At 63.3% G+C, this 14532-nt stretch carries 13 protein-coding genes; 4 read left to right on the top strand and 9 right to left on the bottom strand.

Features of this window, described 5'->3' with window-relative positions; genetic code table 11:
• Positions 1-3: 3 nt before the first annotated feature.
• Complete coding sequence (locus DVS29_RS28465; protein WP_118183875.1) at positions 4-1350, bottom strand: aminotransferase class I/II-fold pyridoxal phosphate-dependent enzyme; 1347 nt, start codon at positions 1348-1350, stop codon at positions 4-6.
• Positions 1351-1492: 142 nt separating this feature from the next.
• Positions 1493-2830 carry a family 43 glycosylhydrolase gene (locus DVS29_RS28460; RefSeq protein ID WP_118183874.1) on the bottom strand — a complete coding sequence of 446 codons (1338 nt, stop codon included), beginning with the start codon at positions 2828-2830 and terminating at the stop codon, positions 1493-1495.
• A gap of 281 nt (positions 2831-3111) precedes the next feature.
• Here DVS29_RS28460 and DVS29_RS28455 point away from each other — a divergent pair, with 281 nt between their 5' ends.
• Complete coding sequence (locus DVS29_RS28455) at positions 3112-3447, top strand: hypothetical protein (protein ID WP_118183873.1); 336 nt, start codon at positions 3112-3114, stop codon at positions 3445-3447.
• A 199-nt stretch (positions 3448-3646) separates the two neighbouring features.
• Here the strand turns inward: DVS29_RS28455 and DVS29_RS28450 are convergent, their stop codons facing one another.
• The 5 genes from DVS29_RS28450 to DVS29_RS28430 form a co-directional block, all read right to left on the bottom strand.
• A complete protein-coding gene (locus DVS29_RS28450; RefSeq protein WP_118183910.1) occupies positions 3647-4567 on the bottom strand; it encodes an ABC transporter substrate-binding protein in 921 nt (306 codons plus the stop codon).
• A 70-nt stretch (positions 4568-4637) separates the two neighbouring features.
• Positions 4638-5138: a flavin reductase family protein gene (locus tag DVS29_RS28445; protein ID WP_118183872.1), complete on the bottom strand. Its 501-nt coding sequence runs from the start codon at positions 5136-5138 to the stop codon at positions 4638-4640.
• A gap of 59 nt (positions 5139-5197) precedes the next feature.
• A complete protein-coding gene (locus DVS29_RS28440) occupies positions 5198-6520 on the bottom strand; it encodes an LLM class flavin-dependent oxidoreductase (protein WP_118183871.1) in 1323 nt (440 codons plus the stop codon).
• A 47-nt stretch (positions 6521-6567) separates the two neighbouring features.
• Positions 6568-7371 carry an amino acid ABC transporter ATP-binding protein gene (locus DVS29_RS28435; RefSeq protein ID WP_118183870.1) on the bottom strand — a complete coding sequence of 268 codons (804 nt, stop codon included), beginning with the start codon at positions 7369-7371 and terminating at the stop codon, positions 6568-6570.
• Complete coding sequence (locus tag DVS29_RS28430) at positions 7368-8294, bottom strand: amino acid ABC transporter permease (protein ID WP_118183869.1); 927 nt, start codon at positions 8292-8294, stop codon at positions 7368-7370. Before DVS29_RS28430 ends, DVS29_RS28435 begins: the two co-directional genes overlap by 4 nt.
• Before the next feature lie 255 nt (positions 8295-8549).
• Here DVS29_RS28430 and DVS29_RS28425 point away from each other — a divergent pair, with 255 nt between their 5' ends.
• On the top strand, positions 8550-9482 hold the full coding sequence (locus DVS29_RS28425) for a LysR substrate-binding domain-containing protein (RefSeq protein WP_118183868.1): 933 nt from the start codon (positions 8550-8552) through the stop codon (positions 9480-9482).
• 12 nt (positions 9483-9494) lie between these two features.
• Here the strand turns inward: DVS29_RS28425 and DVS29_RS28420 are convergent, their stop codons facing one another.
• Positions 9495-11300: a methyl-accepting chemotaxis protein gene (locus DVS29_RS28420; protein WP_118183867.1), complete on the bottom strand. Its 1806-nt coding sequence runs from the start codon at positions 11298-11300 to the stop codon at positions 9495-9497.
• 202 nt (positions 11301-11502) lie between these two features.
• The gene (locus DVS29_RS28415; RefSeq protein ID WP_118183866.1) at positions 11503-11907 is read right to left on the bottom strand and encodes a hypothetical protein; all 405 of its coding nucleotides are present in this window, start codon (positions 11905-11907) and stop codon (positions 11503-11505) included.
• Positions 11908-12292: 385 nt separating this feature from the next.
• On the opposite strand from DVS29_RS28415, the gene DVS29_RS28410 reads away from it, so the two are divergent.
• Both DVS29_RS28410 and DVS29_RS28405 read left to right on the top strand, forming a co-directional pair.
• Positions 12293-13477: a flagellin gene (locus tag DVS29_RS28410; protein WP_118183865.1), complete on the top strand. Its 1185-nt coding sequence runs from the start codon at positions 12293-12295 to the stop codon at positions 13475-13477.
• Positions 13478-13655: 178 nt separating this feature from the next.
• Positions 13656-14522, top strand: a complete 867-nt coding sequence (locus DVS29_RS28405; protein WP_118183864.1) for an AraC family transcriptional regulator — start codon at positions 13656-13658, stop codon at positions 14520-14522.
• Positions 14523-14532 lie beyond the last annotated feature (10 nt).

Raw genomic sequence — 14532 nt, 5'->3', positions numbered from 1 at the left:
GCTTCACGCGCTCAGCGTGGTTGCCGTGGCGTGATGGATGCTCGCGAACGCGTCGGTCAACGCGAGAATCTGCTGCGCGGTCATGCGCGCCGACGTCACGCGAATGCCCGGCTGTTCGGTCACACAGAAGTCGCGGCCGGGAGAGACCAGCCAGCCGGCGTCGAACAGCCGTTTCGCGAGTTCCGTTTCGTTCTGGATCGGCACCCAGAGATTGAGCCCGGCGCTGCCGATCGTTTTGAACCCCTTCTTCTTCAACGCGGCCTGAAGCGATTGGTAGCGATCACGATACGCTGCGCCGGCGGCGGCGATCTTTCTCTGGACCGACGTGCTGGCGAGCAGTTCGAATGCCAGCCGCTGCAGGAACGTGCTGACCCAGCCCATCCCGACGCTCTGCCGGCTTTCGAGTTGCTCGATCGTATCGGCGTCTCCGGTGGAGACGGCAATGCGGAAGTCAGGGCCAAGCAGTTTCGACAGCGACCGCACCGTCAGCCAGCGTTGCGCACCGGTGTGCCATGCGTGGTACGGGGCGAGCTCGAGCAGGTTCGAATGATCGTCGTCGATGAACAGCACGTCGCCCGCACCATTCCCGATACGCCGCAGTTCCGTGGCGCGGGATTTCGATGTGGCAACGCCCGTGGGATTCTGCGCGCGACTGCTGGTGAGCACGGCTTTGGCGCCACGTTTCAACGCGCTGCGCAGGTCCGCCGGTACGATACCGTTCTGGTCGAGCTGCAGCGGCAGCAGTTCGAAGCCCATCGAACGGGCGAGCGCGAGCAGGGTCATGTAGCCCGGGTCTTCCACCGCGATGCTATCGCCCGGCGCGAGGCCGCAAGCGTTCAGCGCCCGCTCGATCAGATCCAGCGCGCCGGCGGAGACGAACACGCCGCGTGGCACGTCGATGCTGTCGGCCGCGAAGCATTGCGCGGCCCAGTCGAGGAATGGCCCGTGGTTGCGCCGCTCGCCGTACAGATGGTGCGCGACGCTCATCCGGCCAAGCGCATCGCGGATCTCGGTTTCGTTCGGCAGAAATTCGAGGTCTGGATTGCCGTCGCGCACCGACAGCGTTTGCCGGTTGCCGTGCGCCGAAGCCCCACGCTTCTGCCGATGCGAAGCCTGGCTCGAGACGATCGAACCGCGCCTGCCGTCGGACGTGACGAGCCCCGCGTGCTGAAGCAGCCGATACGCGACGACGACGGTGTTCTTGTTGATGCCGAGGTCTTCGGCGAGCGAGCGGACCGTTGGCAGTGCGTCGCCAGGCTTGAGCCGCTCTTCGAGTATCGCGCGCTCGATCGCACGCCGGATCGAATCCGCTTTGCCTTCCTGGATTTCTTCCAGTGTCAGCTCGAACATCGCCACGCTCCCGTACCTTCACGCATCGAGTGAAAATAATACATTAAGCGTGATGTATTGGTACGTAAGCGCGGTTTAATCAGTACATATTTCTGGCGAGCGCGACGGCGGTTTTCAGCATGCCGCTCGTCGCGCGTTCGTTCTACTGCGAGGCTGGCTGCAGCCAGGTCGCGAGTTCCGCATCGGACGCCTGCGCGACGCTGCGGTCCGCCGGCACCTCGGCGCGCAGCGGGGCAAAGTACGGACGACGATGATCGGCCTCTGCGACACCGGGCGCGACGAGTGGCCGGTCGGACGGATCGAAGCCCGCGAAGTACAGCCACCATGCGCCACCCGGCCCTTGCGCCGCGGACGCGACGCCGGGACTGATCACCTGCGTGCCCGTGTAGTTGGGCCAGCTGGTTTGCTGCGACTGCACGAGGTAGCGGACTTCGAGCGCGCCGGGCTTGCCCCAGATGCCATTGGGGTCCGCCGCGAGCACCTTGCGATAGCGCTTGCCGTTTGCCGGGAACAACGTATCGGACCACGCGACACCTGCCTTGTAGCCGACCTGCTGGTAAGCGCCCGTCGAATAGATCAGCGCGTATTTGCCCGCGAGCTTGATGATGTACGGCGCCTCGACGAGTTTCGCCTGGGTTTGTCCGTACCACTCGGAGTTCAGCGGACCGAAGCGGTCGCCGGGCATCAGCAGCGTGACGGGCGCTTCGGGCGCGACCTGGGTGGGCGACAGCATCCGTTGAATCACGATGCCGTTGCGTAACGCCGGCCGCGGCACGAAGTTTTTCACGTACAGCAGGTAAAGCTTGCCGTCGTCTTCGAAGTACTTGCCGTCGTAGTTGCCATCCACGGGGTTCGAGAACGAGCCGGACAGCACGGTGTCCGCGGCCCACGCGAGCGGGATGCCGCCGTCGCCGGCAAGTTTCGTGGGGTGCGCGTGCACGAGCACGGTCCAGTGATCCGGATGGCTCGGACTGTGCACGCCGATTGCGACCACGCCATGCCAGCCGCCCGCATCGTCCTGGAAGAGATCGATGTTCTGGATGTTCGTCACGGTCGCGCCGGCTGCGGCGATCTGCGTATGCAACCCGCTCACGTCGACCGTATCGGGTGTCCAGCTGAAGCAGCGCGCTGAGATGGGATACGCGCATCGCATGATGGCTTTCGTCGTGCCGGAGAAAACCTGGACCTGGTTCGCATGCGGTCCTGCTAAATGGACGGGGTACGGGTCTTCGAAATAACCGCTGCCGCTGGACGTGACAGTCGTCATCGGGCGGATGGCGAGTGTCGGGGTGGGGGTGCCTGGCGCGGCGCCGTCTGCCGCCAGCGCTGCGTGCTGACCGATAAGCAACGCGAGCACGCTTGTCGCGATGCGGCTGAATCGCTTCGCGCACGTAGCCTGCTTCGCTGCGGCGCGATCGTTGCGACCCTTGATCTGTAGCGTCTCGCGCAAAGTGAGACGATGGCTGGTTGTTTCGTACATCGTTCGAAGTCCTTTTGAATTTCTCTGCAGATGGCCAGTATGCAGAGACGTTGAAGCGACGCTCACAGCATAGGCGAAGTGCGGTCGTTCAACACGAATGTCGGACTGCGATGCGCCAACCCCCGGTTGGCCCTAAAGATTTGTTACATGTTCGCGCGACAGATTTCCGCGCCTCACCCGTTTATTCCCGTACATACCGCGAGATATCGCGTCACGTACTGCACTCGCGAGTGTGATCGCTATCTGACAACGCACGATGATTAGTCGAAGGAGCTAAACACATGAAGCCACGGATAATCTTCCAGCTGATCGCGGTCCTGCTGTTGCCGCTCACTATTTCGGAGGCGCACGCCCAGACCTGGGCCGCCCACCATCCATGGCGCGCGTCCGACAACTCCCGTCTCGCGCGGCAGAACTACCGGATATCGAAGGGCGTGCAGGACGGACAGCTGACGCACGCGCAGGCGCATCAGCTCAGAGCGGACGACCACTCGATCCGCACTGAGGAACGTGCGGATGCTTCGGTCAACGGCTCGCATCTGACGCCGCAGGAACAGCGGCAGATCTCGACGCAGGAGAACGCGAATAGCAGCGCCATCTATGGCGAACGACACTGAGTTTTGGGGGCTCACATGAAAGGAAAAGCGAAGGTCTTGTTCTTGCTGCTGTGCGGCGCTGCGCTGGTGTCGATGGCTGGATGCGTGGAAAGCGCGAGGACCGGGCTGATCTGTCCGCCAGGAACCCATCCCGGTCCGTATGGGCATCGCTGCTTCGCCGACTAGCGGCGGAAACTAGCGACGGAAAGCGCGCAGCCGGTCACTCGTACTGCGGGTCGTCGATCGGAAACGTGGGGCGTCCGTCCTTGACCGGCATGCCCCACTTCTGCATGAGCTGATCGTAGACACCGTCTTTCTTCAGCTTCAGCAGCGCCTGCTGCACGGCGCCGGCCAGGCGCTTGCCATTGTCGTCGGTGCCAAAACCAATGCCATACGACGAGTTGTAGTAGAAGAACACCGCCTGATACTTGTCGGGAAACTTCTTCACGTTGTAGTTGGCGGCGGGCGAATCGACCCATACGGCCTGGCTCGCGTCGTTGGTGAGCGACAGCAGGGTCATGTTGGTGTCGGGGTAGGTTGCGATGGTGATCGGCTTCTTGCCGTTCGCCACGCACTTGCTGCTGACCTTGTTCGCCTGTTCGATCGGCGCCGTGCCGCGCGAGAACGCGATCTGCAGCCCGCAGAGATCGTCGAGCGACTTGATCACCAGCTTGCGGCTGGGCGACGCAACGATGGTTTGCCCGACGTTCAGATAGTCGACGAACGTGACCTTGCCGTGGCGCGAAGGAAAGTCGCCAAGCGACAGCAGCACGTCGAAGCGGTTCGCGCCAAGACCCGGAATCAGCGAATCGAACGAAGCCTGCACGAACCTGATCTGCAGGCCCAGTTCCTTTGCCGCGGCGGACAGCAGATCCGGCGCGAAGCCCGCGATCTCGCCATCGTCGTCGATGAACTTGACCGGCGCGATCTCGGGATTCACCGCGACCGTGATGGGTTGCCGCTGACGGTAGGCGGGCGGAACGAGCGCGGACAGCGCGGCATCAGGCTTGATCTGCGACACGATCGAGGATTCGTCGGCATGCGCGGCTTCAACGAACAGCGGCGAGACACCGAGCGCGAGCGCGCAGCAAGCCAGCGCAAGATGGGTGACGGAACGTGCGAATCGGGTTTGCTGGGTCATGTTGTGGGAATGCTTCGCGTGTGGAATGAAGTCGACAAGTTCATTTGCATGCATGCAGCGGAAACCCCGCCTATGCCGCCGCGACCGCAGCCGCAGCGAAATTGCGTTGATGCCAGAGCAGGCAGTTCGCTGACGCATTGGGATGCGTGATCGACGCGGTGATCTCGCCCACGAAGATCGTATGCGAGTAACCGTTGTGCGTCGCGATCACGTTACAGTCGAGCGAAACCACGCTGCCGGTCAGAATCGGCGCGCCGGTTTTGCCGACGGTCCATTGTGCCGGGTCGAAGCGCGCCGCGCCTTTTGCCGACGCGAAGCGCTGCGCCACGTCTTTCTGATCCGCCGCGAGCAGATTGACCGCGAAGAACCGTGACCGCAGGATCGCATCGTGCGAGCTCGCGTGTTTGTTGACGCAGACGATCACCGTCGGCGGATCGGCGGACAGGCTGCACACCGAGGTGGCGATCAGGCCCGCGGGTGCACCGTTGTCGGCCGTGGTGACGGCTGTGACGCCGTTCGTGAAGCGCGCCATCGCGTTTTTGAAAGCGTCATCGGTCGTGTTGGTGTTCATAAGAAGCGCCTCGCTTCATCGGAAGGTTAACCGCTGCGCGGGCAGCGGCCAGTCACGCGTCATTCGCCGAACTTCAGGGGCTGCAGGCCGAGGTTGCCGCGCAACGTGCTCGACTCGTACTCCGTGCGGAACAGGCCGCGCCGGCGCAGCTCGGGCAGGATGAAACGCGCGACGTCGTCGATACCTTGCGGAAGCGTAGGCGGGCAGATGTTGAAGCCGTCGGCCGCGCCGCCTTTGAACCACGCTTCCATGTCGTCGACGATGTCTTTGGCCGTGCCGATCAGCTGCCGGTTGTTGCCGGACGCGACCCGCTTGTACATCTGGCGAATGGTGAGATTCTCTTTGCGCGCGGTGGAGAGCAGGTTCTCCGCGATGCTGCGCACGCGCTGATTGCCGACGTCGGGCACCGGCCCGTCGATGTCGTATTCCGACAGATCGCCCAGCACGCCATAGAGCAGCGCGAGACCGCTCAACGGATCGATCAGGTCTTGCAGCTGGTCGAACTTGTCCTGCGCTTCCTGGCGCGTTTCTCCGACGTAGAGCGTGATGCCGGGCATGATCAGCAGTTGATCCGGCGCGCGTCCGTGCGCGGCAAGACGGCCTTTCAGGTCGTCGTAATAGGCTTTCGCGCCATCGAAATCCGCAGCGTTGCTGTAGACCACGTCTGCGTTTCTCGCTGCAAGCTGGCGTCCGGCTTCGGCGGCGCCCGCCTGCACGACGATCGGCCGGCCTTGCGGGGTGCGCGCCGAATTCAGCGGGCCGCGCACGCTGAAGTGCTTGCCCTTGTGGTTCGGCGTGTGCAGTCTGGACGCTTCATAGAACACGCCGGTTGCCTTGTCGCGGATGAACGCGTCGTCCTCCCAGCTGTCCCATAGTTTCTTGACGACCTCGACGAATTCGTCCGCGCGTTCATAGCGCTCTTCGTAGCCGAGATGTTCGTCGCGGCTGAAATTCCATGCTTCCTGCTGTGACCAGGACGTGACGACGTTCCAGCCCGCGCGCCCGCCGCTGATATGGTCGATGGACGCGTATTTGCGCGCGATATGGAAGGGCTCGTTATAGGTGGTCGACGCGGTTGCGACGAGGCCGATATTGGACGTGCACGCGCCGATGGCCGCGAGCAGCGTAAGCGGCTCGAGTTCGGCGTTCTTCGCGTCACGCGCGAGCGAACCTTTTGGCTTGTCGTTCGCGCGGATGCCGATGCCGTCGGCAAAGAAGATCATGTCGAGTCTGGCGTCCTGCGCTTTCTTTGCAGTACTCAGGAAATAGTCGAAATGAATGGCGCCGTCCGCCGGCACGTCGGGATGCCGCCACGCGGCCATGTGATAGCCCAGGTAGCGCATGGACAGCCCGAGTCTCATCTTTCCGTCTTTCGTAGTCATGTTCTGGTTCCGGTCGTTGGTTCAATGTAGTCGGTTGCGACAGCAGGTCAGGTGCGCAGGCTCGACAGAAAGCGCTTGCAGCGCTCGGTACCGCCACCGCTGAAGATGTACGACGGCGAGCCTTCGTCGACGATCCTGCCGCCATCCATCAGCACCACGCGGCTCGCGACTTTTCGTGCAAACTCCATCTCATGCGTCACGACGATCATCGTGGTGCCCGTCTGCGCGAGTTCCTTGATCACGTCCAGCACTTCCATCACGAGTTCGGGATCCAGCGCGCTGGTCGGCTCGTCGAACAGCATCACTTCCGGTTCCATCGCGAGCGCCCGAGCAATCGCCACACGCTGCTTCTGTCCGCCGGAGAGTTGCGCCGGGTAGTGGTGCATGCGGTCAGCGAGGCCGACACGCGCGAGCAGATATTCGCCGCGCTCGATCACCTCCCGCCGGCGTTTGCGTCCGACGATGCGTGGGCCTGCCAGCACGTTGTCGAGCGCGGTGTAGTGCGGAAACAGATGGAAGCCCTGAAACACCATGCCGAAGTGGCGGCGCTGAAGATCCAGCGTCTTCTTCGGCAGACGGATGCAGCGGTCGCCGCGCATTTCTGTGCCGAGCACTTCGCCCTTGAAGGTGATCGTGCCGGCGTCGATCAGTTCGAGCATGTTGATGCAGCGGAGCAGCGTGCTTTTTCCCGAGCCCGAAGGGCCGATCATCGCGACGACTTCGCCTTTGGCGAGCGAGAAATCGACCTTGTCGAGCGCGGTGAACGAGCCGAACTGTTTGGTCACCCCGCGCATGTCGAGCAGGCTCGCCGTTTCCGCGGACAGGTGCATGTCTCTGGCCGTCATGTTCATTGCCGCACTCCTTTGCGGAAGTGGCGTTCCAGCGCGCTTTGCGCGCCCATCGCGAGACTCGTCAACAGCAGATACCAGATGCACGCCACCGTGAGCAGCGGGATGGTTTCGAAATTGGTCGCGTAGATCAGCTGAACCGTGGTGAGCAGTTCGACATAGCCGATCACGGTGACGAGCGACGTGTTCTTGAACATCGTGATCAGCTCGTTCGCGAGCGGCGGGATGATGATGCGGATGGCCTGCGGCATGATCACGTGCCACATCATCCGGAAGTCGCTCATGCCGATCGCCTTGCACGCTTCACGTTGCCCGCGGTCCACCGCCGAGATGCCGCCGCGGAAGATTTCCGCGCTATAGCCGCCCAGGTACATCGCGAGTCCGATCACTGCCGCGCTGAAGCGGGAGATGAGCCGGTTGGTGTCGATGTCGAACAGGTTGACGTGCAGCACCGGAATGGGGAGATACAGCCGTGGCACCAGCGCCGACAGAAAGAACAGGAACAGCAGCATCGCGAGTGGCGGTGTGGCGCGAATGATCCAGATGTACACATAGCCGGCGCCGCGCAGCACCGGGCTCTCGGCCATCCGGCACGCGGCGATCACCACGCCGAAGCACAGCCCGAGCGCGCTCGACACCATCGTGAGGATCAGCGTGTTCGCGAGTCCCGCCATCACGCGCTTGTTGAACAGATAGTGGGCGACGACGTCCCACTGCCATCTCGGGTTGTTAATCACCAGCTCGACGAACAGCACGACGACGATCAGCAGCATCGCGTACCAGAGCCAGTCGGATTTTTTCGGGCGGGGGTGGATGCGCAGCGTGTCCGGCGGGCGATGCGCCTCCGGTCTCGCGGCCGCTGCATCGGCCGTGTCTCTGAAGAACGCGGCATTGTCCTGCACGTCGTTTTGAGCTTCGATGTTCACTTGCCTATCCTTGGGAACCAGTTGTCCAGCACTGCTCGGAACGGCGGACACCACGTCTGCGATGCCTGTGGGTCAGGGCGAATGCCAGCGGATTGCGTCGGCCGATTGCATTCGTTGAAGCCGAATATAGATAGTCAAAACCATTACATCCACTACAATTTTGTTCGTTCAAACTAAAACTATGTAATGCATCCGGGTTGACCCCTGGTGGCGCAAAAGCGGCCGGCGGACGCGAATGTTCAGGAGGAACAGCGATTGGCAAAGCTCAACGCAAAGCAGATGGAAGTGTTCGTTGCGGTGATGGCGCACGGCTCGATCACGGCCGCTGCGCAGCACCTCAACGTGTCGCAGCCGGCCGTCAGCCGGATGATCGAACGCTTCGAGCACGAAGCCGGCTTCGTCGCGTTCGAGCGTCGTAGAGGCAAACTGGTGCCCACGCCCGAATCGGAGATCTTTTTCGCCGAGGTGACGCAGGTTTATCGTGGGCTCGAGTATCTGAATGAGGTCGCGCGGGACATCGGCGGGGCTCGCCGCGGCTATCTGCGTGTCGGCGTCTTTCCCGCGTTCGCGGAAGCCTGGATCGGCGAGCGCATCACGCGTTACGTCGCCGATCGCGAAGACGTATTGACGTCGCTGATTCCGATGTCGACGGATAGCGTGTTCGATGCCGTGTCGCGTCAGGCGGTCGACCTTGGCATTGCGCTGCGCGCATCGGATCGCGAGGGCATCCGCAGCGAAGAGATCTGTGTATCGGAAATCGTCTGCATCGTGCCCAAGGGGCACCGGCTAACGGGCAAGCAGCTGATTCAGCCCGCCGATCTATCCGGCGAAGACTTTATTTCGATGTCGTCGAAGGTGAAGGCGCGCACGTCGATCGATGCGATATTCGATTCGAGTGGCGTGGAGCGGCGCATCCGCGCGGAGGCGCCGTGGGCGTCGACGGTCTGTCATCTGGTGGCGCAGGGGCTGGGGGTGTCGCTCGTGATTCGCGAATCCGCGGAGGAATTCGCGCACCTCGGCTATCACATGGCAGCGTTCAGGCCGCGCGTCGACTATCGGGCGTATCTGATCAGCTCGACTGCGCGTCCGCTGCCCGCCGTCGCGCAGGGCTTTCGCGACCTGCTGCTGCTCGACTACCACGCGCCGAAGAAGCGCGGCGTGCGCGCGGCCGCAGCCGGCGCCGCCTGACGGCGAATCGCGTCAGGCAGCGGCCAGTTTGAACTCGCCGATCGTCTCCGACAGCTTCGCGGCCTGCTCGCGCAGCATCGCCGCGGCAGCCGCCGATTGCTCGACGAGCGCGGCGTTCTGCTGCGTCGTGTGATCGAGTTGCGACAGCGACTGATTCACCTGGCCGAGGCCGGTGCTCTGTTCGCTTGCGGCGATGGTGATCTCGTTGATGACGCCGGTGATGCTGCGCACGCCCGCGACGATTTCATCCATCGTCGTACCGGCGGTCTGCACGAGTCCCGAACCCGCCTCGATCTTCTCGACCGACGAGTGGATCAGTTCCTTGATTTCCCGTGCCGCTTGCGCGCTGCGCTGGGCCAGCGCGCGCACTTCGCCCGCTACGACCGCGAAGCCGCGGCCATGTTCGCTAGCGCGCGCCGCTTCGACCGCCGCGTTGAGCGCGAGAATATTCGTCTGGAACGCGATGCCGTCGATCACGCCGATGATGTCCGCGATCTTCGCCGACGCGGCCGTGATGTCGTTCATCGTCGAGACGACTTCGCTCACCACTTCGCCGCCGCGCACCGCGACGCCCGACGCGGACGTCGCGAGGTGGCTTGCCTGCGTCGCTGCATCCGCGGAGTTGCGCGCGGTGCCGGCAATTTCCTCGAGCGCGGCTGCGGTCTCCTGAAGATTCGACGCGGTATGTTCGGTGCGGCTCGAGAGATCCTGATTGCCTTGCGCGATTTCCGCGCTGGCGGTGCTGACCGACTCGCTGAACTCGCGGATCTGCAGCAGGATGGTGCTCAGCTTGCCGGCGAACAGGTTGAACGCGCGGGCGATCTGCGCGGCTTCGTCCGTACCTTCCGCAGGCAGGCGTTTCGTCAGGTCGCCGCTGCCGCTTGCGACGTCGTTGAGCGCGTCGCGCACGAGCAGGATGTGCTTGAACGCGGCATTGGTCAGCGCGCCGACGAGCGCGGCGGCGATCAGCGCGACGACCACCATCGCGATCAGCGTCGTCGTTGCGACCGCGCGCATGCCGGCCGTGACGTCGGCCTTGTCGAGCGCAAGCACGAGGCTCCAGTCGGTACCGTCGATCGCCTTCGCGCGCAGCAGCTTCGTGGCGCCGTCGATGTCCATCGCCACCGGCGCGGATGCGGACTGCAGCGACTGCAGCATGTCCGGCGTCAGCCCTGCCGACATGTCGGTGGCCGGCTTCATGATCAGATCGGTCTTGGCGCCGGCGATCACGCGTCCGCTTTTGTCGACGAGGAACGCGAAGCTCGATGGCGTCGGATGCACCGACGTCACGATCCCGCTCACGCTCTCCATAAAGAGGCTGGCCGCGATCACGCCTTTCACGTTGCCGTCGCGAACGATCGGCGCGGCGAACGCGAACGCCGGTTTGCCCGACGATGCATCGCGGTACAGCGCGGTAACGACGAGATGCCCGGCGTCGACGGCCTGCTTGTACCAGGGCCGCGCTGTCGGGTCGTAGCCAGATGCGAGCGGCACATTGGAGAACGCGGTCTTGTCGGGCAGGCCGAGCGTCATGATCTCGAAGCCGCCGGATTTGCGCAGCAGCTGCAGCGCCGGCAGCGGGTCGCCTTCGCCGACGGCGATCGTGTCGGCAAGCGCCTGGGTCTGCTTGCCGCGACCCGCGACCCATTCGTCGATGGCTAGTGCGTGACCGGTCAGGGTCGACTGCAGGTTTTCATCGATCGTCTGATCGTTGTGATGCTTGACGACGACATAGACGAGACCGCCGGTGAGGGCGAGCGCAGTGACGACGATGGCGACGCAGGTCGCGAGAATTCGTGCGCGGATCGATGCGAGCATGAGAGTCCGTTCTCCGGGGCAGGGTGAGTGCAGGTATGCAACTCATCGCGTGAGTTCGGACCGTTTAACGACATGTTGCGTGCGAGGCTTGAACGCCACGTACTTTACAAATCGCTGTTCGCCAATGCCAGCATGGCGAGCAGCGATCAGTCAGGGTTTACGCTGTATCCTTCGCCGGCGCGGCGGCCGGCGCGCGAACCGCTCACGGCCACGACGTAAATTCGCGCGACTTCATGGCCCATGCGCCGTTGCCTTTGTCATCGGTCTGCAGGCTCGCGACGTCGTCGGGCCAGGCCGCTGCGATCGGCGCCGGCCACGATTCTCCGAACGGCTGATTCACGCGCGAACTCCACGCGAGCGCCATGTCGTGTTGCCCGGCAAGCAGAACCGCGGCATCGGCCGGCTGAATGGAGCCGAACAGGCGCACGATGCGCGGCCCGAAGTCCCAGGGCATCGCGAACGGAAACTGGTTCACCATCGGGATCGTATCGGCATGCGCGAGCGGCGCGATCGTCGCGCTGCAGAAAAGGGCGAAGCCGGCTGCCCTGAGCGATCGTGCGAGTAGCGTCCGAATCGTTGCGGGGTTGCGGGTGCGATGTGCTGCCATCTGTCCGTCTCCGTTCTCGTCGATGAAGTGTGAGCGAAACGGACCGGTACTTAAGGCCCTCGCTCACCTGATCTGGATTACGGTGTGTCGCGCAACGACTTTAGGGATCGAATCAAAATAATAACGGCCGGCGCTTTAATCTTTACAGACTGCGTAGCGGCATTCGCATTGCGCGATTTTCGCGGCCGCCAAAGCAATCACAAACGACCAAAAAGCGCGAAAAATCCCGGCCTCTTCGCGACTTCGATCGTTGCACTGCAAAACTAGAATGGCATCACGTCGCATGGTGGCCCTGGCTGCCGCGGCGCCATTCCTGAACATTTAGGCCGGTGAGCCACGAGCCAGTGACTCCTTAGGCGATGACGCCGGCGCAGTTGGAAACATCATGCTTTCGATCAACAGCAATATCAGCTCGCTCGTCGCCCAAGAGAACCTGACCGGTTCGGGCACTGCCCTCTCGCAAGCCATTACGCGCCTTTCGTCGGGCAAGCGCATCAATAGCGCGGCCGACGACGCGGCCGGTCTCGCGATCTCAACCACGCTGCAAACGCAGATCAACGGCCTGAATCAGGGCGTGGCGAACGCGAACGACGGTACGTCGATCGTGCAGACGGCCAGCAGCGCGTTGAGCCAGATCACGCAGTCGCTGCAAACCATCCGCTCGCTGGCGGTGGAAGCGTCGAACGGCTCGCTCTCGACGAGCGACCAGGCCGCGCTGCAGCAGGAAGTGTCGCAGCAGATCGGCGAAGTGAACCGCATTTCGTCGCAGACGACGTACAACGGCGTGAGCCTGTTGAACGGCACCGCCGGCAGCATCAACTTCCAGATCGGCGCGAACACCGGCCAGACGATGACGCTGGACCTCGGCACCGACATGTCGGCGGCGAATCTGGGCGGCGCTCACCCGGCTTCGGGCACGACGCTCGGCACGCTGAGCGGCCTTGCGATCGACGGTTCGACGGGCGGCGCGTATGGATCGTCGTCGACGTCGGAAATCACGTCGGTCAACGTGATCGCGGACGGCAACGGCGGTTTCACCTTCACCGATCAGAACAACCAGACGATCGGCGGCGGCGCGATCAGCGGTATGTTCGGCGCGAGCACGTTCACGCAGGCCGCGGGCGTCACCGCATCGGCCTCGTTGCCGTCGTTCGCGTCGCTCTCGTCCGGCGCGGGCTTCTCCGCGATGGGCTCGGCCGCGCTCAGCACGATCAACACCGAGCTGACGCAGATTTCGGCCGACAGCGCGCCGCCGCTCGTGTCGAACATCGACATCAGCACGACGACCGGCGCGAGCGCCGCGATGGAATCGATCGACAATGCGCTCGCGACGGTGAACAACCTGCAGGCAACGCTTGGTGCTGCGCAGAACCGCTTCGCCGCGCTCGTGTCGACGCAGCAAAGCGCGTCGACGAACCTGGCCAGCGCGCAATCGCAGATCACCGACGCGGACTTCGCGCAGGAAACCGCGAATCTTTCGAAGGCGCAGGTGTTGCAGCAGGCCGGCATCTCGGTGCTGGCGCAGGCCAACTCGCTGCCGCAACAGGTGCTGAAGCTGCTGCAAGGCTAACGGCTGGCAGCTAGCGGCTAAGCCACAAGCAGGTCCATCCACGCCCCGGTGCATTCGCGCCGGGGCGTTTCCATTTCCGCGGTATGCGCGAAGCAGCACCCGATCCCCGCGATTCAGCAGGATTTGCTAAATCGCCGCGTGCTATCGTGTTCTTCATCGACCTCTCTCGACGAATGTCATGAACGACATCGCCCAGCGCGCCCGTTATGCGGCCCGACTCGCCCGCGTGCTCGACCATATTTACGATCATCTCGACGAGCCGCTGGACATCGAACGACTCGCGGAGATCGCGTGCCTGTCGCCGTATCACTGGCATCGCATCTATCACGCGATGCACGGTGAAAGCGTCGCGACGACCGTGCGCCGGTTGCGTTTGCATCGCGCGGCGGGCTTTCTCGCGAACGGCGCGATGCCGATCCCCGAGATTGCCGAGCGGTCGGGATACAGCAGCTTGCAGGCCTTTACGCGGACCTTCAGTGCCGTCTTCGGCATGCCGCCCGCGCAGTATCGGAAAGCCGGAACGCACACGCGTTTCCGGCCGTCTCTTGCGAACCCGGGAGAACATGACATGACCATGCATGATGTCGAGATTCGCCACATCGATGGCTTCGATCTGTTGACAATCGATCACGTCGGGCCCTACATGCAGATCGGCAAGGCGTTCGATTCCCTGATGGGATGGCTGGCATCGCAAGGTTTGCTCTCCGGCGAGATGCGCATGATGGGCCTCTACTACGACGACCCGACCGTGGTGGCCGAAAGCGAACTGCGCTCGAAGGCCGGCGTCTGGCTGCCGCAAGCGGTGGATGTGTCCGGCAGCCCGCTGAGCGTGACGCATGTTACTGGCGGCAAGTACGCGGTGCTGCGGCACCGCGGGCCGTATGCGGACATGGCAGCGGCCTATCAGTGGCTCTATGGCGAGTGGCTCGTGAATTCCATCTACGAAGCCGCGGATGCGCCGGCGTTCGAGGAATATCTGAACAACCCTAAAGACACCGCGCCGGCACATCTGCTGACCGACATCTGCCTGCCGCTGGTGCCGTGATATCGGTTGG

The sequence above is a fragment of the Paraburkholderia phosphatilytica genome (assembly GCF_003443895.1).
Taxonomy (GTDB): Bacteria; Pseudomonadota; Gammaproteobacteria; order Burkholderiales; family Burkholderiaceae; genus Paraburkholderia; species Paraburkholderia phosphatilytica.
The sequence above is the reverse complement of the archived record's forward strand: the minus strand, read 5'-3'. Positions and strand labels throughout refer to the sequence as shown.

What these genes read in the sequence shown, in the direction of transcription:
- DVS29_RS28465 (WP_118183875.1), bottom strand. Translation starts at nt 1,350, where the DNA reads ATGTTCGAGCTGACACTGGAAGAAATCCAGGAAGGCAAAGCGGATTCG.
- DVS29_RS28460 (WP_118183874.1), bottom strand. Translation starts at nt 2,830, where the DNA reads ATGTACGAAACAACCAGCCATCGTCTCACTTTGCGCGAGACGCTACAG.
- DVS29_RS28455 (WP_118183873.1), top strand. Translation starts at nt 3,112, where the DNA reads ATGAAGCCACGGATAATCTTCCAGCTGATCGCGGTCCTGCTGTTGCCG.
- DVS29_RS28450 (WP_118183910.1), bottom strand. Translation starts at nt 4,567, where the DNA reads ATGACCCAGCAAACCCGATTCGCACGTTCCGTCACCCATCTTGCGCTG.
- DVS29_RS28445 (WP_118183872.1), bottom strand. Translation starts at nt 5,138, where the DNA reads ATGAACACCAACACGACCGATGACGCTTTCAAAAACGCGATGGCGCGC.
- DVS29_RS28440 (WP_118183871.1), bottom strand. Translation starts at nt 6,520, where the DNA reads ATGACTACGAAAGACGGAAAGATGAGACTCGGGCTGTCCATGCGCTAC.
- DVS29_RS28435 (WP_118183870.1), bottom strand. Translation starts at nt 7,371, where the DNA reads ATGAACATGACGGCCAGAGACATGCACCTGTCCGCGGAAACGGCGAGC.
- DVS29_RS28420 (WP_118183867.1), bottom strand. Translation starts at nt 11,300, where the DNA reads ATGCTCGCATCGATCCGCGCACGAATTCTCGCGACCTGCGTCGCCATC.
- DVS29_RS28415 (WP_118183866.1), bottom strand. Translation starts at nt 11,907, where the DNA reads ATGGCAGCACATCGCACCCGCAACCCCGCAACGATTCGGACGCTACTC.
- DVS29_RS28410 (WP_118183865.1), top strand. Translation starts at nt 12,293, where the DNA reads ATGCTTTCGATCAACAGCAATATCAGCTCGCTCGTCGCCCAAGAGAAC.
- DVS29_RS28405 (WP_118183864.1), top strand. Translation starts at nt 13,656, where the DNA reads ATGAACGACATCGCCCAGCGCGCCCGTTATGCGGCCCGACTCGCCCGC.